Origin of the sequence: Azospirillum ramasamyi (assembly GCF_003233655.1) — a bacterium.
GTDB lineage: Bacteria > Pseudomonadota > Alphaproteobacteria > Azospirillales > Azospirillaceae > Azospirillum > Azospirillum ramasamyi.
Window position 1 is genome coordinate 393,351 of the sequence record NZ_CP029830.1, and the last position, 24,150, is coordinate 417,500.

Sequence of the window (24,150 nt, forward strand, 5' to 3'; positions counted from 1 at the left end):
CGCCGGCCGGCCCCGCAAAAGGCCGTTCCCGGCGACTTGTACGGATTTTGCAGCAGGCGGTGTATGCAACCTCACGAATGACGGCCTCCGATGTCCCAGCACCGCCACGCTCCCGCCGCCGACACCTCCGCAACCATCAGCGCGGCGATGGCCGAAGCCATGGCCGCCGCCGGCCTGGAGCCCGGCCGGTCGCCCTCCCCCGTGCGCCCGCCGCGCGCAGACCTGCTGTTCCGGCATCGCGCCGAGCGTCTGCGCAGCCTCGCCGCCGGCCACCGGCTGTCCTCCTGGCTGGCCTTCATGTCCCAGCTGAGCGATGCCCAGCACGCGCTGGCGTCGATCCCGGTGGAGGCTCCGGCGGCGCCCGGGACGCGCTGGCTTCCCGACCTCGAGGGGTTGCGGGACCGGCTGCGCGGCACGCTGCCGGCGACGGCGGAGAGCGCGCTGGCGGATTTGCCTTGGGGCGACACGGAGTCGCTGAACGCCACCGCCGCGCGCCTGCTGACCGGAAAGGCGCGGCAGGAGGACATCGGCGGCGCACCCTTCATCGTCGCCGCCCTGCAAATCGCCTGGACCCGCCATGCCGCCGGTTTGGAAGCCGGTGCGGTCGCCGCGTCGGCGGTGGCCGGCCACTGCCCGGTTTGCGGCGGCGCGCCGGTCGCCGGCGCGATCCACACCGGGACGGAGATCGGCGGGCTGCGCTACCTGCATTGCGGCCTCTGCCACACGGCGTGGCACCATGTCCGCAGCGCCTGCGTGGCCTGCGGGGAGGGCAACCGCATCGAGCTGCGGCTCATCGAGGCGGGGGACGCTTCGGGCGGCGGGTCCGGCGATCCGGCGCGCGCCGAGACCTGCGAGACCTGCAACAGCTACCTGAAACTGTTCCTGATGGAAAAGGCCCCCGGCCTGGACCCGGTGGCCGACGACCTCGCATCCTTCGCCCTCGATATTCTGGTCGGCGACGAGGGCTTCCGGCGGATCGGCGGCAATCCCTTCCTGGCCCAGGCGGGAGAGCAGGCGGACTGACCGGCGGTAAGCGCCGCGACTGCGGCCCCGCAGGCCCATGCCTGCGAAGGCAAGCGGCCGGACGGCCGCGCCCGCCGTCTGAGGGCGAGCGTAAAGTCCGATGCGTCAGACTTTACGCTCGATGATATCAGCCCTCGCGGAACAGGATGGAGGGAGATGCCGGTTCGCCGGACCGCTCGGCGAACCCGGCTTTCCGGCGCAGCGTTACGGTGAAGGTGGTCCGCACGCCGGGCCGGCTTTCGACGGTGATGTGGCCGCCCTGGCGCTGGACGATGGCGAAGCTGATCGACAGGCCCAGCCCCGTCCCCTCCGACTTCTTGGTGGTGAAGAAGGGATCGAAGACACGGCAGAGGCAGTCGGGCGCGATCCCGTGACCGGTGTCATGGACGGACAGGGTGACGCCCTCCCTGCAATCTCCCCCGCCGTCTCCCGGTCCATCCTCCGGGAACAGCGTGTCGCTGGTCTCGATGGTCAGCGTGCCGCCGTCCGGCATGGCCTGGACGGCATTGACCATCAGGTTGACCAGCACCTGCTGCAATTCGCCCCGGCTGATCTCGACCCGGACCTTCGATGCGAGGTTGGTTTCCACCGCGATGCGGCGGCGGCCCATGGTGTGGCGGGTCAGCAGCAGGCAGTCGAAGACCACCGCGTTGACGTCGATCGGCTCCGCCTGCCCGGCATAATCGCCCGGCCGGGCGAATTGAAGCAGCTTGGCGATGATGGTCTGGATGCGGCGGGTCTGCTCGTCGATCAGGCGGATTTCGTCCTTCACCGGCGCCGCGGCGTCGCCCAGCACTTCGCGGAGGAGATCCAGATTGCCTTGGATCACGGCGACGGGGTTGTTGATCTCGTGGGCGACCCCGGCGGTCAACTGGCCGATGGCGGCCAGCTTCTCGCTCATCACCAGCTGGCGGCTGGCCTGCTGGAGCGTGGCGTTGGCGCTTTCCAGCTCGGCCGTGCGTTCGGCGACCTTGCGGTCGAGATCTTCGGCCGACCGTTGCAGATCCAGTTGGCGGGCCGCCAGGGAGTTCAAAAGCTGGTCGAAGGCCCGCGACAGCCGCCCGAGTTCGTCCCGGCTCCGGCTCGGCCCGGCGCGCGCCGTCCCGTCGCCCGCCTCGATGGCGGCGATGACCCGGTTCATCCGCTCCAGCGGCCGGAAAATGGCCTGGGCGAAGCGCAGGTCGGCCAGGGTTCCGAGCGCGGAGACCACCAGGAACGCCAGGACCAGCCCCGCCATGGCACGGTAGAGCGCGTCCTGCAACGGCGCTTCCAGGAAGCCGACATAGAGCATTCCGATGCGCCGCCCCGCGGTGTCGAGCAGCGGCTCGTAGCCGGAGACATAGGTGTGGTCCACCACGAAGGCGGAGCCCAGCCACACCCTGCCCTCGCCCATCACCCGGCGGTACACCGCCGCCGACGCCCGCGTGCCGAGCGCCCGCTCCCCCTCGAACAGGCGGACGTTGGTGGCGATGCGCGTGTCGTTCAGGAACAGCGTGGCGGTGCCCTGGCTGCCCAGCGGCAGCGACGCCTCCTGATAGACGACGGTGTTGATGCGGTCCACGATGGCCTGGCTGCCGTTGAGCAGCATGCCTGCCTCCAGGACGCCGAGCAGATCCCCGTCAAGCCCGAAGAGCGGCACGGCGGCGTGGATGGTCAGCGCGCGATCCTCCACGGTTCGCCCGGTGGAGGCGGCGTTGCGGGTCGGCACCAGCGGAATGAGGACACGGGCCGGCAGGGACGGATCGATGGCGGCAAGATGCTCCGGGGACAGCACGTCCAGCCCATGGGTGCCGGCGCCCTCCAGCGCCGACCGCACCACCGCCCAGCCGGAACGGTCGGAATCCGCCGCCCGGGCGCCCGCCCGAACCCGGCCCTGCGGATCGAGCAGCAGCAGGAAGTCGAGCCCCTGCCGGCGCGCGGTATCCTCCAGCAGCGCTTCCAGCCCGCCGTCTTCCCGCCGGTCCACTTCCCGCCGGTCCAGCGCCAGGGCCAGCCGGTGCGACGCGGCAAGCGCCGCCAGCCCGTCGCCGACCGTGGCCTGCACCCGGTCGAACACCTGCCGCGCGGTGCCCAGGTCGGCGCTGACCTTGTTGATCAGCAGCTGGTTGTAGCCCTGGGTGCCCCAGTACCAGACGATCAGCAGCAGCGCCGGCATTCCCAGCAGCAGCGGCGCCAGGACCAGCGCCAGCAGCTTGTGGCGAACCGATCCCGTGAAGGGTGTCAGGCGCTCGTCCAGCGCGGCGCGCAGGCGGCTCAGACGCCCCATTCGGCCCATTTCCGGTCGAGCGTCTTGCGCGATACGCCCAGCAGGGCGGCCGCCCTCGCGCGATTGCCGCCGCAGCCGGCCAGCACAGCCAGGATGTGGCGCTTCTCGACTTCGGCCAGAGTCTGCCCGCCCGCCCCGCCATCGCCCTCCTGGGCAGCGCACACCGACAGCCCCAGATCCTCCAGCGGAAACTCCCCGAACAGAAGCGCCCGCTCCACGAGGTTGCGCAACTCGCGCACGTTGCCCGGCCAGGAGTAGGCGACCAGCGCCGCCTCGAGCGACGCGTCGATGTCCAGCGGGGGAACGCCCAGACGCAGAGACAGCACCCCCATGAAGCGCCGCGCCAGTTCCACCACGTCGTCGCCCCGCTCGCGCAGCGGCGGCACGCGCAGGGTCATCACGGCGAGCCGGTAGAACAGGTCCGCCCGGAAGCGGCCGGCGGAAACCTCCGCCTTCAGGTCGCGGTTGGTTGCCGCCACCACGCGCACGTCCACGGGAAGCTCCTGCTCCCCGCCCACGGGACGGACGCGGCGCTCCTCCAGGACGCGCAGCAGCTTCGATTGCAGCGCCAGCGGCAGCTCCCCGATCTCGTCCAGAAACAGCGTGCCGCCATGGGCATAATAGAACAGGCCCTTGCGCGCCTCCTTGGCCCCGGTGAAGGCGCCGCGCAGATGGCCGAACAGCTCCGCCTCCACCAGATCGGCCGACACGGCGGCGCAGTTCAGTGCCACGAAGGGCCGGTCGGCGCGGTGCGAACGGGTGTGCAGGGCGCGCGCCACCAACTCCTTGCCGACACCGGACTCCCCTTCGATCAGCACGGTGGACGGCGACGGGGCGACCCGTTCGATGAGCGCCCGCAGGCGGGCGATGGCCGCCGACCGGCCGACGATCTCGTCGGTGGCGCCCCGCCGCTTGGCCAACTGCCGCCGCAGGACGAAGTTCTCGCGTTGAAGGCGGGTGCGCTCCACGCAGCGGCCGATGGCGCTGACGATCTGCTCCACGCGAAACGGCTTCAGGATCAGATCGGCCGCCCCGGCCCGCAGCGCCTCTATCGCGGTGTCGATGTCGGCGAAGGCGGTGATCAGAATCACATCTCCACCGAATCCCGCCCCCTGCAGCTCCTTCAGCCAGTCGAGGCCCGACCGCCCCGGCAGAGCAATGTCGAGGACGATCAGATCGACGCAGTGCCGTTCCAGATGAAGGGCGGCCTCCTCGGCGCTGCCCGTCGCGGTGACGTGCCAGCCGCGCCGCTCCAGGCTGCGCGACAGGAAGTTGCGGATGCCCTCCTCGTCATCAACGATCAGCACGGATGGCGCGGGGGCCGACTCCTCCTTCGCGCCGGCGGATGGGACGGCATCTTCGTCGCGCGGGAGAGGATCGGTCGGCATGCTCGGATTCAGCGCTCGGCGGACAGGGATATGCCTTTTCGATCATATCGACCGGTCATGACGATTCCAGAAATTTGCGCTCTCTACCCCAGCGACAAAAGCGCCCCCATCGCTATGATGGAATCATCACAACGATAGGAAGGACTGAGGAATGACCCGTTGGTTTCGCCGCTCGACCCAGGCGGCAGCGGCAATAGCGATGGCGATGCTGGGAGTGACGGCCACGGCGCAGGCGGAGCCGGTGAAGGTCTACGCGGCCGGCAGCCTGAAGGCGGTCATGACGGAGATCGGCAAGGCGTTCGAAGCGGCGCAAGGCACAGCGATGGCCGGCACCTTCGGCGCCTCCGGCCTCCTGAAGGAGCGGCTGGAGAAGGGCGAGGCGGCGGACGTGTTCGCGTCGGCCAACATGGAGCACCCGCAGGCGCTGCAGAAGGCCGGCGTCACCGGACCGGTGCGGGCTTTCGCGCGCAACACGCTCTGCGCGCTCGCCAAACCGGAGCTTGCGGTCGGCACCGACACGCTTCTCGACCGCATGCTGGACCCGGCGGTGCGGCTCGGCACCTCGACGCCGAAGAGCGACCCGGCCGGCGATTATACCTGGGAGCTGTTCGGCAAGGCCGAAGCGCTGCGGCCCGGCAGTGCGGCGGCTCTCGACGCCAAGGCGCTGAAGCTGGCCGGCGGGCCGCAGAGCGAACAGCCGCCGGAAGGGCGCAACACCTACGCCTGGCTTATGCAGCGCGACAGCGCCGACCTGTTCCTCACCTACTGCACCAACGCCCGGCTGGCCGTCCGGGAATTCCCCGCACTGAAGATCGTCATGGTGCCCGAGCCCCTCTCGGTCGGCGCCGAATACGGGATCGCGGCGGTCGGGCGGGGCGATGCGGCGCGCGGACAGGCCTTCGTCGATTACGTGCTCGGCCCGGACGCGCAGTCGATCCTTTCCCGTCACGGGTTCCAATCCCCAGCCCCCTGAGCCGGCCACCCTGAACCGGCCCCCGTCGCCGTCAGCCCCGCGGGTGCAGCCCGCGGGGCACGCAGACGCGCATGCCCGTATCGCCGACCGGCAGGACGTCCACCTCCGCGCCGTACACCTCGCGCATCATCTCCGGGGTGATGACTTCCACGGGCGGGCCGAACCGGGCAAGCCGGCCGTCGTGCAGCAGGGCCACGCGGTCGGCGACGGCGAAGGCCTGCTCGGGATGGTGGGTGGAGAAGACGACCGCCAGGCCGCCTTCGTCGGCCAGCCGGCGCACCTGCTCCAGCACGCGCAGCTGATTGCCGAAATCGAGGCTGGCGGTCGGTTCGTCGAGCACCAGAACGCGCGGCGCCTGGGCCAGCGCCCGCGCGATCAAGGCCAGCTGCCGCTCGCCGCCGCTGATGCGGAGCCAGTCGCGCCCGGCCAGATGCGGGATGCCGAGACGCTCCAGCGCCGCCCCGGCGGCGGCATGGTCAGCGGCGGACGGGGCGGCGAAGGGGCCGCGGTGAGCGGTGCGGCCCATCAGAACCATCTCGCTCACGCTGAAGGGGAACTGACCGGCGCCGGCCTGCGGCACATAGCCGAAGGCCAGCGCGCGGCGGCGCGGATTCCAGCCGCCGACATCCTCGCCATCGACGCGGATGCGGCCGCCGCGCGGCGGGAGCAGGCCGAGGATCGTCTTGAACAGCGTCGTCTTGCCGCCGCCGTTGGGTCCGAGCAGGCAGAGCACCTCCCCCGCCGCCACGGCGAAGCCGACACCGGCGCCGACCGTCCGCTCGCCATAGCCGAAGGCCAGATCCTCGACGGCAAGCCGCGCGCTCACGACCAGCCCCGGCGGCCGAAGGCCAGCAGCCAGAGGAACACCGGCGTGCCGATCACCGCCGTCAGCACCCCCAGCGGCAGCTCGACCCGGCCGATCCCGCGCGCCAGCGTGTCCACCGCCAGCAGATAGGCGGCCCCCAGCACCACGGCGGTGGGCAGCAGGCGCACGAAGGCCGGCCCGACCATCAGCCGGGCGAGGTGCGGCACCAGAAGCCCGACCCAGCCGACGATGCCGGCCACCGACACCGCAGCGGCGGTCATCAGCGTCGCCGCCGCGATGACCACGGCGCGGATCACCCGCACCGAGACGCCGAGCGAGGTCGCCTCCTCGTCGCCCAGCGTCATCACGTCCAGGCGCCAGCGCAGCAGCACCAGCGGCACCAGGGCCACCGCCACCGGCGGCACCAGCGTGGCCAGATCGGCGCGGTTGACCGCCGACAGGCTGCCGAGCAGCCAGAAGGTGATGGCCGGCAGCTGGTTGTACGGGTCGGCGAGATACTTGAGCAGGGCGACGCCCGACCCCAGCAAGGCGCCGATCACCACGCCGCCCAGCACCAGGACCAGCACCGGATCCCGCCCGCGCACGGCGGAGGCGAGGCCATAGACCGCCCCCACCGCCACAAGTCCCCCGCCGAAGGCCAGTCCCTGGATGGCGACCACCGGCAGCGAGGCGAAGATGCCGAGCACCGCGCCCAGCGCCGCCCCCGACGAGACGCCGAGGATGTCCGGCGAAACCAGCGGGTTGCGGAACAGCCCCTGATAGGCGGCGCCCGACGCGGCGAGCCCGGCGCCGATCAGCATGGCGGCGAGCACGCGCGGCCCCCGGATGTCCCAGATGACCGTCTCCACCGCGCTCGGAACCGCCGGGGCGGCACCGGTCGCCTTCGCCCACAGGAGCGACGCAAGCTCACCCGGAGACACCGGGAAGGCGCCGACATGGAAGGCGACCAGCACGGTCGCCAGCAGCATGGCCACGGTGGCACCCAGCACCACGGCAAAGGGCATCTCAGCCGGGCGGACGCGAGCCGGCCAGGAGGTCGTCGATCTGCCGGTCGTCCGGTTCTCGGTGGTAGAAGAGGGCATAGAAGCGTCGCGTCTCCTCGCGCAGATCCTCCGGGAAGAGGTCAGGGTACAACACCTTGCCGAGCCAGCGCAGCCCAAGCAACCGGTTGGCGGAAGGCGGCGAGTCGATCCAGGTGAAGGGCAGCCCCGGCGACAGGTAGACGCGCCGCTCGCGCACCGCCTTGACGCCCTGCCACAGCGGGTCGGTCCACACGGCGTCGTAGAAGGCGCGGTCGATGGTGACGATGGCGTCGGGCTGCCACGCCAGCACCTGCTCCATGGAGACGTTGACGATGCCGCCGTCACCGAGCGCCTCGGCGGCGACGTTGCGCACCCCGGCGACGTCGAGCGCCTCGACATTGATGGAGCCGCGGATGCCGGTCTGCAACCCGCGCGGCCCCCGCGCCATGTAGACCTTCAGCCGTCGGTCCGCCGGCACGCTCTCCATGCGCCGCCGCACCTCGGCCAGCGTTTCCTCGGCGTAGCGGGCCAGCCGCTCGCCATGGTCCGGCACGCCGAGCAGCCGGCCAAAGGTCCGGAAGGTCTCGGCGGACTCCGCAAGGCGCCCGTCGACCAGCACGGTCGGCACGCGGGTCTGCTCCTGAACGCGGTCGGCGAGCGACACGAAGGTCGGGGCCGTGCTGCCGATGTCGAGGACGACGTCCGGCCGGGCGGCGACGACCGCTTCCAGATTGACGGTGTTGCCGCGCCCGGTCAGCCGCCCCAACTCCGGCAGATCGGCGAACCGCTCCGGCAGGAAGGGGCGCTCCGGAGGGCTGATGGCACGGGTCCAGCCCAGCAGCTTTTCGGGCGCCAGCATGTAGACGACGACCGAGGCGGGCGGACCGGCCGGGAACACCCGCTCGACACGGGGCGGCAGGTCAACCCGGCGCCCGGCAGAATCGACGAAGGCATCCTCCGCCGCGGCTATGGACGGCGTGCCGAGCGCGGCGAGAATGCCGAGAAGGAAGCCGAAGCTCGACCCAAGCACAGGACGTCGAGTTCGAATTGGCTTGGTACGGCCTGGTTCGGCACAGCTTGGCTTGGCGCAGCCGGGCACCATGATCGCTCCGGATGATGGACAGGTGTCGGCTCGAGACGATGGGGGTTCGGTGCGTCTTCGTCCATAGGCCAATGGCCTGGGGGAAAGCCCGCCGGCGCCGGTGGCTCCCGCCGCCCGCCGCTCCCGTTCTCCTCCATCCGGTGCCGCACCGCCTTTCACCGGCCGAACAATCCCTTGACGCCCTGCTCCAGCGGCCCCTTCAGGACATCGCCCAAAGGTCCGGCCTTGGGAGCCGCCGGCGGTGCGCCGGAAGACCCGCCGTCCTTGCCGCCCGCCCCCGTCAGGCCGCCAAGGATATCCGCCGGAGATCCCCCTTCCTTCAGTCGCCGCACGGCCTCGGCCGCTTTCGCCGGGTCCTTGATGGCGGAGAGCGCGAGCCCGCTGAAATCCGGCTGAATGGAAGGGTCGCTGAAGGTTCCCGTGACGAGGATCGGAATTGTCAGGCCGCTGCGGTCGAACTGCCCGCCCTGGCCCTGCAGGGTGGTGGTGGCCTTCGGATTGAGGCGAAAATCGAGCCGCCGATCCGGCAGCGACACCGTTCCTTCGCCATCCATTCGGAAGAGCGGCGCCAGCATATGCAGATCTCCCGTGCGGGCGACACCGCGGTCGAGGCGGAAGGTTGCGCCAAGCTCGGCGAAGTCGGTTTGCTGGGCGACGCCCTGCTGCCGTCCGGTGGCGGCCGCTATCGGATCCCGCAGGATCGCGGCGATGTTGATGCCCCGCAGCGCGCCATTCCGAAAGACGATGCGGGTCGTTCCGTTCAGACCGGAGACGAGAGCCTTCTGGCTGGCCCCGGCGGCGGCGAGATCGGTATTGAGCGACACGGTGCCGAGAAGACGGTCCATGCCGGCGAAAGTGGCCAGCACCTGCTCCGCCCGGATGCCCTCCGAGGACGCCTTCAGCGCATAGCCGGCCGGCTGCCGCGACGCATCGATCCGCAGCGCGGTGCTGGTTCGTCCGCCCAGGACGGGAACCTCCGGCGCATCCGCGGCCAGGATGCCGTCCTGCAGGCGGAGCGTCGTCCGGCTCGGGCCGAGCTTGATGTTCCGGAACTGCAGGCCCTGGCTCTCGATCACCGCGTCCAGGTTCATGCGCCGCAAGGCGGAGACATCGATCGGCTCGTCGCTCCATCCGGCGGATGACGACGCGGATGCGGACGGGGACGCGGGCTGCGAGGCCGCCGGCGGGATGAACCGGTTGAGGTCCACGGGAGCGACGGCGACGCGCAAGGTTGCGGCCGGTATCTGGCCGGACCAGTCGGCCGAAGCGCTGCCGTTCGCCTTGATGTCGTCGAGCGCCAGCTGGAACCCGTCAAGCTGGGCGTTGCCGTTCCCGAGAGTGGCCTTGCCGGTCAGGTTTACGCTGCGCAGGGGCAGGCTCCCGGCATTCGGCATGCCCAGCCAGGCCATCATGGCGCGCAGATCCGGGACCGACACGGACAACGGCCCGCCGGTACGCCCGTCCGCTTCCGGACCGGCTTCCAGATTGGCATTGATAAGGTCGGACGAGAGCTGCCCCTGTACGGTCGTCGGCCGCTGTTCGGCCAGCGCACGCGGCGATTCCACCCTGGCCTTCAGCACGAGCGCCCGGTCGTTGACCTTCGCGTTTCCATCGAGTTCGGCAGGCGTGTCCAGGTTGGGCATGCTCACCACCAGCGCCCCATCGGCGACCTGCACGGTTTGGCCGGTGCCCTCGTCCTTGTAGGTGGCCTGCACGCCGCCGAGGCGGACATCGCCGAGTTGAATGTCGGGAAGGTTGAGCGGCTCCTGCGATGCCGCCTCCGATGCCGGTTGTGGCGCGTCACCTGCCGCCTGGCCACCCTCCGGGGTGAACTCCCAGTTGGGACGCCCGGCGGCATCGACCAGGAGGTTGGCCCGCAGGCCGTCGACCGTCAGACGGTCCACCTGCACGGTGCGGTCCAGCAGCAACGGCCACAAGCCCATCTCGATCTCGGTCGGCCCGAGTTCGAGCATTGCCGGACGTCCGCTGCCCGGCACATCCGAGAGCGATGCCGATTCCACCCTGGCCTTGATGTCGGGGAACAGGGAGAAGGAGCTGATCCGAAGCGTGAGATCCCGCCCGGTGCGTTCCTTCACCGCGGCAGCCACCTTCTCGGCGGCGAAATTCCCGGTCAGGATGAAGGGCAGAGCGGCCACGGCGACGGCGACGATGCCGACAATCACGATGATCGCAATCAGGAGCTTTTTCATGCCGCCTCCCTTCGGATCCGCAGTGTCGAAGGGATCCTCGGTTTCGCTGACCGGTGGAGGTGTCGGCGGGACCAGCCCTATGCCATGGGCCGGAGCGGTGCTCTGTTCGGGCTACGTCACGACCCAGGGCCAGCGTTCATAGGCACGAGGTGGACCATCCGTCTTTGCCGGACAACTGCCCATCGGGGATAGGAAGGCATCCCTCATCCGCATCTCGGCACCGGATAACCTCGACCTTGCAGAGGCCGTCGATCGTCTCGGCCAAGGCGTTGTGGCTCGGCTGACCCTTCGGCTTCGTACGCATCGCCAACGCGGCCCACGGAGGGCTCCGACAGGGCGGCGCATGGGCTTTGTAACGCAAGAACACTCAACAAGAATATGAATTCTATTGTATTCAACGCACCACTACAGGTCAATGCGAGTCAAAGTTAAGTATAAATTAAGTGTTATTTTCCATTGACCCCGTTTTCTTATCAAGAACATCCTCGTTGAAAATTCCAAGAAAGGCGGAGAACCGGGCTGCCTCCAGTCACCACACGACACCGCACTTGCAGCAGGCCCATTCCGCCCGTTCAGCCGAGAGGTTCGGCACGCAGCGAGGAAAGGCATCCATGCGATATTCCGCGACACATGTTCTCTGCGCCATCGGCCTGGGCCTGCTGCCCGCCGGCACCGTCCTGGCACAGGCGGCCCCCGACCCGTATTCCCAGCCCGTCACCTGCAACGCAAATACCTTCGTCGATCCGGCGGCGCTCAGCCCGCTGATGCCCTGCGACGCGCCGACCTCGCAGAAGATGAACCCGGCCCTGCCGGCCACCATGACGCCGGGGCTGATCCAGGAGAGCTTCGACACCTTCTCCTGGCAGAGCTTCGTCGCGCTCAACTGGCCGGCCGACGGCACCGCGATCGGCAAGGGCAAGGATCCGGGCGGCGACGCTCCGGCGGTCTGGCAGGGCTGGATGGACGCCTTCGCGCTGATGACGGCGAACCCGCCGGCATGGGGATCCGCGCCGCCGCTGCCGGCGGCGTGCAAGGGCCTGCCGGCCGGGACGCTGCTGTCGATGGTCGGCAAGACGCCGGACCTGCTGACCGCCTCCACCCAGCCCTTCGACTCCGGTCCGCTGATCGACCAGAACGGCCGCTACACCCGCTTCCAGATCCTGGTCAACAAGCCGATGTACGACTTCATCGTCGGCAACCGGCTGACCACCAAGGAGGGGCAGGCCGCCTACAAGCCCACCGTCACCCCGCCCAACAGCACTGTACCGACCATGACCTTCCCCGGCAGTTTCCAGACCGGGCCGGTCACCTCGGGCACGCCGGTGGCGACCGCGCCGGGCTATGACGGCGCGGTGATGCTGAAGCTGGCCTACAAGGTGATGGGACCGACCGACGACCCTGCCCGCTTCCATACGCTCAAGGCCCTGGTCTACACCGCCGGCGCCACGCCGGAACAGGACAGCTGCGTCGCCGAGACCGTCGGACTGGTCGGCCTGCATGTCGGCAACAAGGTGCAGCGCTTCCCGCAATGGGTCTGGTCCACCTTCGAACACGCCCGCAATGCGCCCGAGCAGGCGCAGGTCGACGCCGGCACAGCCAAGGGGCCCTACAACTACTATAACGCCGCCTGCACGGCGAAGGACTGTCCGCCCAACCAGCCGCCGCCGCGGCCATGGAACCCGGCGGTGCAGCCCTTCCCCGGCGGCTACAAGACGCAGGTAACCCGCGTCATCGCGCTCGCCGACGCCTACAAGGCGATCAACGCCAAATGGCAGGCGCCGCTGGCCGGCACCGTGTGGGCCAACTACGAGCTGATCGGCACCCAGTGGCCGACGCAGCCCGACAACCAGGCCAGCCCCACCGGCTATTCCTTCCCGCTGTTCCTGGCCAACACCACCATGGAAACCTACACCCAGGGCACGGTGCCGCAGAGCAGCTCCACCTGCATCGGCTGCCACAACAATGCCGTAGACACCGCGGGTCGCCCTTCGGACTTCACCTACATCCTGTCGCTGGCCGCGAAGAAGATCTTCCCCGCCGCCCACGCGCCCTGATCACGTCTCCCCTGATCGACACCGGAGCGACCTTCATGACCGCCACCACCCCCGCGTCCGACGCCGTGTCGGACATGGACAACTTCGTCGCGCTGTCGGTCATCCTGACCGGCGTCGCGCAGAGCGTTATCGCCCCCTCCTTCGACACCTACAACCTCAAGGATCAGGTCTACGCCGCGGCCAAGGCCGACGATGCCGACGCCCTCGCGGCGCTGCTGGCGCAGTACGCCACGCTGGCCGCGCAGTCGGCGAAACCCGGCGACGTCATCGCCGCGGTGATGCAGCCCAAGGAGGCGTCCACCGCCCGTATGGCGCGCTCGATCATCCTGGCCTGGTACAGCGGTGCCTGGTACGCAACCGCAGATCTATACGGCACCAACCCGCCGCCGACGCCGCGCGTGCTGTCGGCCGACACCTACACACAGGGGTTGATGTGGAAGGTGGCGCAGGCACATGCCATGGGTTCCGCCGACTACCCGTTCGGCTACTGGAACACCCAGCCGCCGGCGCTTGCGCAATTCACCGGCACCGCGTCCGCCTGAACCAGCCGCCTGAACCAGCCCAGGGATATCACGGTCATGAGCACCACCACCGCAGAGCCCCCGGCTTCCGCACCGGTCTACGACGCCGTCATCGTCGGGTCCGGCATCAGCGGCGGCCTGATGGCCAAGCAGCTCGGCCTCGCCGGACGCAAGGTCCTGATCCTCGAAGCCGGCGCCGACCTGCCGCCGAACATCAACGAGTACATGCAGCGATTCTACCTGTCGCCCGCTAAGGTGCCGGAATCGCCCTACACGCCCGACCTGTTCGCCGACCCTGCCCGGTTCCTGCTGAACGATCCCGGCACGCTGAACGCGCCGCGCCCGACGGTGCTGACTCTGTCGGCGGACAACTGGCAGGACCCGAAGCAGGCCTACCTGATCCAGAGCGGCCCGCTTGCCTTCGGCAGCACCTACGAGCGCATCAACGGCGGTACCGCGCGGCACTGGCTGGGCACCTGCCTGCGCTTGCTGCCCAGCGATTTCCAGACGCATTACATCGACCCGGCCAAGCCCGACTGGCCGATCTCCTACGCCGACCTGGAAACATGGTACGGCGACGCCGAGCACGAAATCGGCGTGTCGGCCGACGCCGCCGACCAGGCCTATCTCGGCATCACCTTCCCGCCGGGTTACGAGTACCCGATGCCGGCGCTGCCCGACACGCTGGTCGACCAGTATGTGGCTGCGGGCGTGGACGGGCTGGAGGTGGACGGCAACCCGGTCAAGGTCACGGTCACGCCGGCAGGCCGCAATTCCCGCCCCTACCAGGACCGCCGGGCCTGCGGCGGCAACACCAACTGCATCCCGATCTGCCCGATCCAGGCGAAATACGATCCCAGCATCACCCTGCATGCCGCCTTGCAGACCGGCAACGTCACCATCCAGTACCGCACGGTGGCGACGGAGGTGCAGGTCGGCGCCGATGGTGCCGTCAGCGGCATCGCCTGGCTGCAGTACGACGACGCCAAGGGCGGCGTGGTGGCCTCCGGCACCGCGGTTGGGCGGATTTACGTCCTGGCGGCGCATGCCATCGAGACGCCGAAGCTGTTGCTGATGTCCACCAACGGCGGGCGGACGCCGAACGGGGTGGCCAATTCCAGCGGCGAGGTCGGCCGTAACCTGATGGATCACCCGCTGTATCTGACCTGGGGCCTGGCGTCGAAGCCGGTCTATCCCTACCGCGGGCCGCTCTCGACCTCCGGCATAGAATCGCTGCGCGACGGCGCCTTCCGCAAGGACCGCGCCGCCTTCCGCATCGAGATCGGCAACGAGGGCTGGAACTTCCCCTTCGGCGACCCGACCGTCAGCCTGATGTCGTCGGTGCTCGACCAGGGACTGGCCGGGACGGCGCTGGTGGACAGCCTGAACGGCCTCTATACCCGCCAGTTCCGCATGGCATTCCTGGTGGAACAGACGCCGGAGGCGGACAACCGCGTCACCCTGTCGGCCACCGAGACCGACCATCTTGGGCTGCCGCGGCCGCAGATCTCCTACTCGCTCTCCGACTACACCAAGGCCGGCTTCGAGGCGGCGCGGCGCACTGCCGACGCGCTGTTCGCGGCGATGGGGGCGGAGCAGAAGACCGACGAGGAACCGGCCGGCGGCCCGACCACCTTCACCTACAACGGCGAGCGCTACCAGTACTATGGCGCCGGGCATGTGGTGGGAACCTGCCGGATGGGCGACGACCCCGCCCGGTCGGTGGTGAACGCCGATCTGCGCAGCTGGGACCACGACAACCTGTACATCCTGGGCAGCAGCACCTTCCCGACCGTCGCCACCGCCAACCCGACCCTGACCATCGCCGCACTCACCCTGCGCACGGCCGAGGGGATCAAAGCCCGACTGGCCGGCTGACCGGTGCACTCCCGCGGCGAGCCCCAACGCCCGCCGCGGGAATGTGAGCATCCGGAAGATATGAACTGGTCCCCGTTTTCCTGGACAGTTGGATAAGAGCGCCTAACAGAACCATCTTTGGACGAAGCGCCAGGATGAGGGTCGTGTCCCGCGAGGTGGTGTAGGAGCGGCTGTGGGGAACCGGCCCGCCGCAGCGCCCTCCGATGGCTGGCGTAGGCGGGCCGGTTATGCACAGCGGGGCGGTCATCGCGGTTCTTCGATAGAGTCTGGTCACCACACCTCAACCCGACCGAAGGGTGACCACGATGACCGACGAGATGATGGCGCTTCGCGCGATGCTTGAGAAGGGCGCGGATGCCGATGTTCTGCGTGAGATGATCGGCTTTGCCGCTGAACGGCTGATGGAGTTGGAGGTGCAGGGCCTGACCGGCGCCGTCCACGGCGAACGCTCGGCCGAGCGGCTCGTTCAGCGCAATGGCTACCGGGATCGCGACTGGGAGACCCGCGCCGGTACCGTCGAGCTGCGCATTCCCAAACTGCGCAAGGGCTCCTACTTCCCCGGCTTTCTGGAGCCGCGGCGGATGGCCGAGAAGGCGCTGACGGCGGTGATCCAGGAGGCCTACATCCAGGGTATCTCGACGCGCTCGGTGGACGATCTGGTCCAGGCCATGGGAATGTCCGGCATCTCCAAGAGCCAGGTCAGCCGGTTGTGCGCCGAGATCGATGACCGGGTGAAGACCTTTCTCGGCCGCCCTATCGAGGGCGATTGGCCCTACCTGTGGCTCGACGCCACCTACGTGAAGGTGCGCCAGAACGGGCGCATCGTTTCGGTCGCCGTCACCATCGCGGTGGCGGTCAACACCGACGGCCGCCGCGAGGTCCTGGGGATGGACATCGGCCCGTCCGAGGCCGAGACCTTCTGGATCGAGTTCCTGCGCAAGCTGAAACGCCGGGGGCTGAACGGCGTCAAGCTGGTGATCTCCGATGCCCATGGCGGCATCAAGGCGGCGGTCACCCGCGTCTTCCAGGCGACGTGGCAAAGGTGCCGGGTGCATTTTTCCAGGACGGCGCTTGCCCATGCCGGCAAGAGCGGGCGCCGCGTCGTCGCCGCCTTCATCGCCACAGCCTTCGCGCAGGACGATGCGGCATCTGCACGCACGCAGTGGCGGCAAGTAGCCGATCAAGTCCGTCCAAAGCTGCCGAAGCTTGCCGCCCTGATGGACGAGGCGGAGGAAGACGTCCTGGCCTACATGACCTTTCCCAAGGAGCATCGGGCCAAGCTCCACTCAACAAACCCGATTGAACGTCTCAACGGAGAGATCAAGCGACGCACCGAGGTCGTGGGTATATTTCCCAACGAGGAAGCGATTATGAGGCTCATCGGTGCGATATTGCTGGAGCAAAACGATGAATGGGCCGTTCAGCGGGCGCGATACATGACGCTTGTATGGGAAATTCGTCGTCAAGCACTTTGCATCAAGAACTCCATTCCTTTGTTCGGCTGGGATGGACCATTCCTTCGTCCCGACCTGACACCCCGTCAGCAGCGCGCGCAGGGACGGTCAAGGAGGCCCGCAGGGCACCGCGCAGCGGCGCGCAGCGTCCTTGACCGTTCTGAGCACGCTGCTGTGCTCGATGGTCAGGCTGGGCGAGGCGGTCGGAGGAGGAACCGGCTTGCAGAGCGCACGAGGTGCGCTGCGACCTTGTATTCGGTGGGCGAAACGCCCGTACCATGATGCAGGCATCCGCATCGTCAGCCAAGCTCCGGTGCGGCGGTCCCTATCTGGAAAGCGGTACGAAGACCACGTCATGTACCGGGCTGCCGCCACCTCGGACCCGCCAGAACAGCCAAGTGGCTACTGCCAACCCGCCGTCCCGTCGAGAGCTACGCCGCCGCAGGATCAGGTCGGACGAGAGCGCCCTGGGGCACTTCGCCGGTCTTCACCATCCGCCACAATGCGATCAACAGCTTACGGGCGAGTGCGACGATCAACGCCATGCGGGTTCGCCCCCGGCCATCGGCCGTGCGTTCCCGATACCATTTCACCAACGCGCTCTCCTTCTGAAAGACAAGGAAGCGCCACGCGAGTTGGACCATGGCTTTTCGGACCCGCGCATTACCGGCGCGCGATAATCCGCGCTCGCGGCGGCGCGCACCGCTCTCATCAGGAGACCCGGTCAATCCGGCATAGCGGGCAACCGCCCGGCGATCCCGCAGATCGCGCAGCAGGATCTCTTGCACCAACAGGTCGGCCGTCTCCACGCCGACACCGACCACGCGCGACAGCATGCGGAGCATACCGTCGGCGCGGCTGCGCTGCGGAGCGGCCTGGGCAATGCGGTCCATACGCTCGCGCTCAATCTCGGCGATCTGTTCCTCAACCATCCGAAGCCGGGCTGTATCGCGGCGAAGTTCTGCCAGCGTGTTTGCGGGGATCATCCCACCCTCAGGGGTCCGTAGCTTGTCCAGTCGTTCGGCCGTCTTGCGCAGTGCCGGATTGACGTTGCGAATGCCGAGACGGGCGAAGGTCGCCTTCATCCGGTTCACGATCCGGGTGCGCTCGGCCACCAGGTTCTCACGCTCGCGCGTCGGGCGCTTGGCGTCTTCTTCATCGATCCCTGGCACGGCCACCATAGAGCAATGCCCAGCTTCGCCACGCAACCAGCCCAGCAGGACGCGCATGAGCAGCGTTGTATCGAGCCGGTCGGTCTTGGCGCGGCGACGGTCACGCGATACCGCTACGCTGCTGGCGTGGATGACCTGGGCTTCTATGCCTCGGGTTCGCAGCCAGCGTGCCAGCCAGAACCCATCCCGCCCGGACTCGTACGCAACCACGACACGTGTGATCGTTCGGCCGGCGGCTATCGCCTCGCAGCGCCAACCATCCAGGAGGAGCAGAAGGTCGTTCTCGTCGGGGCTGAGCTTCTTCAAGGGACGGCGGTCGACGCCAGGGACAAGCCCGGCAACAAGCCACGTGGACAGGCTCATCTCAATGACCGCAACCAGGGTTTCTTCGGGAACGAAGGTGGCCGTCGAGCGGCCGATCTCGGGCTGCTGCATGGGAGCGTCTCCATCGGTTCCAAATGCCTCAGCGTGCCGCAACATCACGCTGTCCCATAGCATCTGGAAACCATCGCCCCGCTCGGCGATGATCCCATCGTCAGCCTGCCCGCCGTGGCCGCCTGACAATCCCGGCCAGACCAGCCGGAGAACCTGATGAGAGACCCAGCTCCTACACCACGCTCAGGGGCACGATCCCAAGGCATTGTTCCAAAAACAAAAAATGTTGACCGGAGCTCCCGGTCGGTTCGGCCTATGCTACTCTGTTGACAGCACGACTTGGAGGGACCGTTCATGCCACCGAAGCCGTCCGCCATGAAGCCGATCCGGGCGGCCGTGTACGTAAGGTACTCGTCGGACGAACAGCGACCGGAGTCGGTTACGGATCAGCTCGAATCCTGCCGCCGCCTTTGCGAAGCCAAGGGGTGGACGATGGTCGGGACCTACGCGGACGCCGCCATGTCTGGCGCGTCTGACAACCGCCCCGAGTTCAGGCGCCTGCGCGAGGACGCCGAGGCGGGCCTGTTCGACATGGTGGTCACGGAGTCCCTCGATCGCCTCAGCCGGCGGCTGGCAGATGTGACCGGCTTCCACGACCGCCTCACGTTCCTGCGGATCGGGCTACACACCGTAGACCGCGGCGAGATATCACCATTGCTGGCCGGCGTGCTGGGCGCCATCGCCCAAAGCTACCTTGACGACTTGCGGCATAAGAGCGCCTAACAGAACCATCTCTGGACGAAGCGCCAGCAGATGAGGCTGGCCGCGATATGGTGAAAGGCAGTGAAGATGTCGGCGCGCCGTTCGTAGCGGACGGCGATGCGGCGGAAGCGGGCAAACCAAGCGAGCGTACGCTCGACCACCCATCGGTGTCGGCCAAGACGCTCGCTGCTCTCGACGCCACGCCGGGCGATCCGCGGAATGATCGCTCGTTGGCGCAGCGCCTGCCGGCAGTGTGCAAAGTCGTAGCCCTTGTCGGCGTGCAGCTTGGCCGGGCGGCGCCGGGGCCGGCCCGCACACTGGCGGATCGCCGGCACGGCATCGACCAGAGCCTCCAGCAGCTTGCTGTCGTGCCGGTTGGCTGGCGAGATCCTCAGGGCGAGCGGGATGCCGTTAGCATCGACGAGGATGTGGCGCTTGGAGCCCGGCTTGCCGCGATCCGTCGGGTTCGGGCCGGTCTCCTCACCCCCCTTTTTGCCGGGACGCTGGCGCTGTCCACCGCTGCACGATCCCAGTTGATGGCGTTGGCATAGCCGAGCCGGTCGAGCAGCACACGATGCAGCCGTTCCCACACGCCAGCCCGATGCCACTCGTGCAGACGCCGCCAGCAGGTCATCCCCGAGCCGCAGCCCATCTCCACCGGCAGAAGCTCCCAAGGAATACCCGTGCGCAGCACGAATAGGATGCCGGTCAGCGCCGCACGATCGTCCAACCGGGGCCGTCCGCCTTTTGGCTTGGGCGGCTCCGGCGGGATCAGCGGTTCGATGATCGCCCACAAGGCGTCGGAAACAAGAGGGGCTGCCATGCCCCTACCAACCGTTCCTGGCCGGTTTTGTTACGCACTCTAGAGCATCGCGCCTGAAATCTGAATCGACAGTTGCGCTTGGGCCGTTGACGTGATTCACCGTTGTTGGAGGTGGATCATGGGGCGCAGCTATTCGTCGGACCTTCGGGTTCGGATTTACGGAGAGGTCGAGAAAGGCGGTTCGCGTCGGGCGGCGGCGCGCCGGTTCGATGTGAGCGCGAGCACGGGCGTGCGGCTTGCTCAGCGCATGGCGGCAACGGGCTCGCTGGACCCGGCCCGGCAGGGGCGCCCACCGGGCGGTGGCAAGCTGGCCCCGCATGCCGAACTTCTGATCGGCTGGGTGGAGAAGCAAGGCGACATCACCATGCCCGAACTGGCGGCCAAGCTGAAGGCCGAGCGCGGGGTCACGGTCCACCCCGCCTCGCTGTCGCGCTTCCTGCTCGCCCGCGGCTTCACTGTCAAAAAAAACGGTGCTGGCGAGCGAGGCCGGTCGCGCTGACGTTGCTGAGGACCGCCGGAGTTGGCGCAGCCACCGTCAGCCCCGGATGCGCGAGGAGCCGGATCGGCTGGTGTTTCTCGACGAGACCGCAACCACCACGAAGATGACCCGACTGCGCGGACGGGCCAAGCGCGGCCAGCGGTTCAAGGCCACGGCGCCGTTTGGCCATTGGGACACCCAGACCTTCATCGCTGCCCTGCGCTGCGACGGGCTGACCGCCCCGTGGATCATCAAGGGCGCGATGAACCGGACGCTCTTCGAGACCTATGTCGAGACACAACTCGCCCCGACCCTGCGGCCGGGCGATGTCGTCATCCTCGACAACCTATCCAGCCATAAGAGTGAAAAGGCCAAGGCCATCCTCAAGGAACGTGGCGCTTGGTTCCTCTTCCTGCCGCCCTACAGTCCCGACCTCAACCCTATCGAAATGGCGTTCGCCAAGCTCAAAGCTCATCTCCGCCGCATCGGCGCCCGTACCATCGAGGAGTTGTGGAGGGCTGTCGGCTCTATCTGCGACCTCTACACACCAGACGAATGCTGGAACTACCTCAAACATGCAGGATATGCGTCAGATTAAACGCTCGAAACTCTAAAACCCGCCGCGGCCTCCGCGGCAAGACGCTGGCGGGCCTTTCGGCGGGCGGCGTGACCTACGGCTACGACGTCGCCACCACGGATGACGGCGAACCCGGTGCCCGCACTGTCAACGCAGCCGAGGCGGTGGTGGTGCGTCGCATCTTCGAGGAGGCGGCGGCGGGACGGTCGCCCCGGGACATCGCCAAGGGCCTGAATGCGGATGGTATCGCCCCGCCGCGGCACACTCGCACCAAGGGCCAGCGGGAGTGGGGCGACACCACTATACGCGGCCAGACCAAGCGGGGGACGGGCATCCTCAACAACGAACTCTATGTTGGTCGGCTGGTGTGGGACAGGTGCAGCTATGTGAAAGACCCGGCGACGGGCAAACGGGTGGCGCGGCCGAAGCCGCCGGAGGAATGGGAACGGACCGACGTCCCCCATCTCCGGATCGTCACCGACGATCTGTGGGACACAGTGAAGGCCCGGCAAGCCGCCGTCACCAAGGACATGTCCAAGGCCGAAAGCGACAGCAAGGGACATGCCCTGGCACGGGCGAATCGGCCGAAGCACATGCTGTCGGGCCTGCTGGTCTGCGGCGAGTGCGGAAGCCCCTTCATCCTCGTCGGCAAGGACTACTACGGGTGCAATCGCCACCGCTCCAAGGGCACCTGCGGCAACGGCCTGAAGGTCAGGCTTGGAGACATCGAAGGGCGCGTGGTGGACGCCCTGCGGCATTGGCTCCTCCAACCCGACGTGCTGGCGAAGGGCGTTGCCAACATTCGCGAGTTGGTCGCCCGCGTCGGGGCGGAAGCGGGCAAAGAGACGGCCGCCCTGCGGCGCAAGTTGGCGTCGCTGGAGGGCCAAGTGTCGAACATCGTAGACGCGATCGCCACGGGGATGCGTTCGACTGCCCTGGCGGCGAAGCTGGCTGCGCTGGAGGCGGAGGCGGAGGCGGTGAAAGCGGCCATGGCCGAGGCAACGGCGCCGATGCCCGAGGTGCCCGACGCGGCGACTCTGGCCGAGGCGTACCGCCTGGTCGTGGACAACTTGGTGATGCTGGGCGGTGGCGCCCGCATGACGGAGGTGGTCCGCCGCATCGTTACCAAGGTGACGCTGACGCCGACGCCTGAAGGCAACGGGCTGAAGGCCGAGATGGAAGGGAGCCTCACGCGGGCGGTGGAACTGCTCCAAGTCCTTGAAAGCGAACAGCCCGCCTCAGAAGAGGCGGGCTGTTCGATGGCGGTGGTTGCGGGGGCAGGATTTGAACCTGCGGCCTTCAGGTTATGAGCCTGACGAGCTACCGGGCTGCTCCACCCCGCGGATGTCTCGATATGGGGTGATGGATGTCGTGCCGATGCCTGCGGATTTGCTTTGGTTATGGCGTCTCTTGAGCCTGAGTGACCTGGCGGCGACCTACTCTCCCACGTCTTAAGACGCAGTACCATTGGCGCGGAGGCTTTTCACGGCCGAGTTCGGGATGGGATCGGGTGTTTGACACCTCGCCATGACCACCAGGTCACCAAGGCTCAAGACCGACGCTTTTCCCAAAGCATATCGCGGGTTCAGTGCAAGTGAGGGCGAGGATGTATCGAACTGCGGTGCGTGCGTCAAGCAGGCTTGCTGCTGCGCATGGCGCGGTTTGTGTGGGGTCGAGATCAAGCCGATCGAGCGATTAGTAAGGCTTAGCTTCAGGCGTTGCCGCCCGTCCACATGCCTCCTATCGACGTGATGGTCTGTCACGGCTCTCAAGGGAGCTCTGGTTTAGAGGTGGGTTTCCCGCTTAGATGCTTTCAGCGGTTATCCCGTCCATACTTAGCTACCCGGCCATGCCACTGGCGTGACAACCGGTGCACCAGAGGTATGTCCATCCCGGTCCTCTCGTACTAGGGACAGATCCTCGCAAAACTCCGACACCCACGGCAGATAGGGACCGAACTGTCTCACGACGTTCTAAACCCAGCTCACGTACCACTTTAATCGGCGAACAGCCGAACCCTTGGGACCTGCTCCAGCCCCAGGATGTGATGAGCCGACATCGAGGTGCCAAACGACTCCGTCGATATGGACTCTTGGGAGTCATCAGCCTGTTATCCCCGGCGTACCTTTTATCCGTTGAGCGATGGCCCGTCCACGTGGAGCCACCGGATCACTATGGCCGACTTTCGTCTCTGCTCGACTTGTCAGTCTTGCAGTCAGGCGGGCTTATGCCATTGCACTCGACGAGCGATTTCCGACCGCTCTGAGCCCACCATCGCGCGCCTCCGTTACACTTTGGGAGGCGACCGCCCCAGTCAAACTACCCGCCATGCAGGGTCCCGGACCCGGATCACGGGCCACGGTTAGATGCCAGAGACTTCAAGGGTGGTATTTCAAGGTTGGCTCCACCCGGGCTGGCGCCCGGGCTTCCAAGCCTCCCACCTATCCTACACATGAAGTCCCTAGCACCACTGCAAAGCTGTAGTAAAGGTGCACGGGGTCTTTCCGTCTGACCGCGGGAACTCCGCATCTTCACGGAGAGTTCAATTTCGCTGAGTTGGTGTTGGAGACAGCGGGGAAGTCGTTACGCCATTCGTGCAGGTCGGAACTTACCCGACAAGGAATTTCGCTACCTTAGGACCGTTATAGTTACGGCCGCCGTTTACCGGGGCTTCAATTCAAGGCTTGCACCTCTCCTCTTAACCTTCCGGCACCGGGCAGGCGTCAGACCCTATACGTCGCCTTGTGTGGCTTCGCAGAGCCCTGTGTTTTTAGTAAACAGTCGCTACCCCCTGGTCTGTGCCCCCCGCCATGGCTTGCGCCACAACGGGGCCCTCTTCTTCCGAAGTTACGAGGGCAATTTGCCGAGTTCCTTCAACACCATTCTCTCAAGCGCCTGGGTATACTCTACCAGTCCACCTGTGTCGGTTTGGGGTACGGTCTATACGGCGGGGCTGTTTCCTGGAACGGGTCCACAGCATGTCCAATCCGATAAGGACATACACGCTTTCCCATCCGTCACCTCCGCCAGGCCCAGGACTATTAACCTGGTTCCCATCGACTACGCCTTTCGGCCTCGCCTTAGGGGCCGGCTCACCCTGCGTGGATTAACCTTGCGCAGGAACCCTTGGACTTTCGGCGAGAGTGTTTCTCACACTCTTTGTCGCTACTCATGTCAGCATTCTCACTTCCGATACCTCCAGGCGGCCTCACGGACACCCTTCGCAGGCTTACGGAACGCTCCGCT

General features: G+C 67.5%; 15 protein-coding genes, 1 tRNA gene, 2 rRNA genes and 2 pseudogenes (1 of these 20 cut by a window edge). 9 read left to right on the top strand and 11 right to left on the bottom strand.

What is annotated here, in order from left to right; translation table 11 throughout:
* The first annotated feature begins 90 nt into the window (after positions 1 to 90).
* On the top strand, positions 91 to 1,023 hold the full coding sequence (locus tag DM194_RS14330; protein WP_111068265.1) for a formate dehydrogenase accessory protein FdhE: 933 nt from the start codon (positions 91 to 93) through the stop codon (positions 1,021 to 1,023).
* A 127-nt stretch (positions 1,024 to 1,150) separates the two neighbouring features.
* On the opposite strand, the gene DM194_RS14335 is transcribed toward DM194_RS14330, so the two are convergent.
* On the bottom strand, positions 1,151 to 3,289 hold the full coding sequence (locus DM194_RS14335; RefSeq protein WP_111068266.1) for a cache domain-containing protein: 2,139 nt from the start codon (positions 3,287 to 3,289) through the stop codon (positions 1,151 to 1,153).
* Positions 3,277 to 4,677, bottom strand: a complete 1,401-nt coding sequence (locus tag DM194_RS14340; protein WP_111068267.1) for a sigma-54-dependent transcriptional regulator — start codon at positions 4,675 to 4,677, stop codon at positions 3,277 to 3,279. Before DM194_RS14340 ends, DM194_RS14335 begins: the two co-directional genes overlap by 13 nt.
* 151 nt (positions 4,678 to 4,828) lie before the next feature.
* Here DM194_RS14340 and DM194_RS14345 point away from each other — a divergent pair, with 151 nt between their 5' ends.
* Positions 4,829 to 5,650, top strand: a complete 822-nt coding sequence (locus tag DM194_RS14345; RefSeq protein ID WP_111068268.1) for a molybdate ABC transporter substrate-binding protein — start codon at positions 4,829 to 4,831, stop codon at positions 5,648 to 5,650.
* Positions 5,651 to 5,681: 31 nt separating this feature from the next.
* On the opposite strand, the gene DM194_RS14350 is transcribed toward DM194_RS14345, so the two are convergent.
* From DM194_RS14350 to DM194_RS14365, 4 genes are all read right to left on the bottom strand, one after another.
* Entirely contained in the window at positions 5,682 to 6,476 is a 795-nt protein-coding gene (locus DM194_RS14350) for an ABC transporter ATP-binding protein (RefSeq protein WP_425457291.1), read from the bottom strand.
* Positions 6,473 to 7,480 (bottom strand): FecCD family ABC transporter permease, encoded by a 1,008-nt coding sequence (locus tag DM194_RS14355; RefSeq protein ID WP_111068269.1) that lies wholly within the window; start codon positions 7,478 to 7,480, stop codon positions 6,473 to 6,475. Before DM194_RS14355 ends, DM194_RS14350 begins: the two co-directional genes overlap by 4 nt.
* 1 nt (position 7,481) lies before the next feature.
* On the bottom strand, positions 7,482 to 8,528 hold the full coding sequence (locus tag DM194_RS14360; protein WP_111068270.1) for an iron ABC transporter substrate-binding protein: 1,047 nt from the start codon (positions 8,526 to 8,528) through the stop codon (positions 7,482 to 7,484).
* Between the two features lie 227 nt (positions 8,529 to 8,755).
* The gene (locus tag DM194_RS14365) at positions 8,756 to 10,810 is read right to left on the bottom strand and encodes an AsmA family protein (RefSeq protein ID WP_111068271.1); all 2,055 of its coding nucleotides are present in this window, start codon (positions 10,808 to 10,810) and stop codon (positions 8,756 to 8,758) included.
* Between the two features lie 611 nt (positions 10,811 to 11,421).
* Between DM194_RS14365 and DM194_RS28125 the strand changes: the two genes are divergently transcribed.
* The 4 genes and pseudogenes from DM194_RS28125 to DM194_RS14380 all read left to right on the top strand — a co-directional run.
* Positions 11,422 to 12,864, top strand: a complete 1,443-nt coding sequence (locus tag DM194_RS28125) for a cytochrome C (protein ID WP_162630044.1) — start codon at positions 11,422 to 11,424, stop codon at positions 12,862 to 12,864.
* A 35-nt stretch (positions 12,865 to 12,899) separates the two neighbouring features.
* Positions 12,900 to 13,406: a sorbitol dehydrogenase gene (locus DM194_RS28130; RefSeq protein WP_162630045.1), complete on the top strand. Its 507-nt coding sequence runs from the start codon at positions 12,900 to 12,902 to the stop codon at positions 13,404 to 13,406.
* A gap of 36 nt (positions 13,407 to 13,442) precedes the next feature.
* Positions 13,443 to 15,263 (top strand): GMC family oxidoreductase, encoded by a 1,821-nt coding sequence (locus DM194_RS14375; protein WP_111068272.1) that lies wholly within the window; start codon positions 13,443 to 13,445, stop codon positions 15,261 to 15,263.
* Between the two features lie 305 nt (positions 15,264 to 15,568).
* Positions 15,569 to 16,708: pseudogene (locus DM194_RS14380) on the top strand (IS256-like element ISAli6 family transposase); the annotation flags it as partial.
* Between the two features lie 440 nt (positions 16,709 to 17,148).
* Here the strand turns inward: DM194_RS14380 and DM194_RS14385 are convergent.
* The gene (locus DM194_RS14385; protein WP_111068683.1) at positions 17,149 to 18,324 is read right to left on the bottom strand and encodes an IS110 family RNA-guided transposase; all 1,176 of its coding nucleotides are present in this window, start codon (positions 18,322 to 18,324) and stop codon (positions 17,149 to 17,151) included.
* A gap of 294 nt (positions 18,325 to 18,618) precedes the next feature.
* On the opposite strand from DM194_RS14385, the gene DM194_RS14390 reads away from it, so the two are divergent.
* Entirely contained in the window at positions 18,619 to 19,047 is a 429-nt protein-coding gene (locus tag DM194_RS14390) for a recombinase family protein (protein ID WP_111068273.1), read from the top strand.
* Between the two features lie 83 nt (positions 19,048 to 19,130).
* Here the strand turns inward: DM194_RS14390 and DM194_RS14395 are convergent.
* Positions 19,131 to 19,849, bottom strand: a pseudogene (locus DM194_RS14395) (IS5 family transposase); the annotation flags it as partial.
* Between the two features lie 118 nt (positions 19,850 to 19,967).
* Here DM194_RS14395 and DM194_RS14400 point away from each other — a divergent pair.
* Positions 19,968 to 20,925 (top strand): IS630 family transposase gene (locus DM194_RS14400; RefSeq protein ID WP_246024304.1). Its coding sequence is split into 2 segments (ribosomal slippage): positions 19,968 to 20,309 and positions 20,311 to 20,925, totalling 957 coding nucleotides; the frame shifts between segments, so codons are not numbered across the junction.
* Positions 20,883 to 22,214: a recombinase family protein gene (locus tag DM194_RS29140; protein WP_425457295.1), complete on the top strand. Its 1,332-nt coding sequence runs from the start codon at positions 20,883 to 20,885 to the stop codon at positions 22,212 to 22,214. The genes DM194_RS14400 and DM194_RS29140 overlap by 43 nt, the downstream gene beginning before the upstream one ends.
* On the opposite strand, the gene DM194_RS14415 is transcribed toward DM194_RS29140, so the two are convergent.
* The 3 genes from DM194_RS14415 to DM194_RS14425 all read right to left on the bottom strand — a co-directional run.
* Positions 22,171 to 22,247, bottom strand: a tRNA-Met gene (locus tag DM194_RS14415). The two genes, DM194_RS29140 and DM194_RS14415, sit on opposite strands and share 44 nt — an antisense overlap.
* An 80-nt stretch (positions 22,248 to 22,327) precedes the next feature.
* Positions 22,328 to 22,443 (bottom strand): 5S ribosomal RNA (gene rrf, locus DM194_RS14420).
* A gap of 135 nt (positions 22,444 to 22,578) precedes the next feature.
* Positions 22,579 to 24,150: ribosomal RNA gene (locus DM194_RS14425) — 23S ribosomal RNA — on the bottom strand (it continues 1,174 nt past the right edge of the window).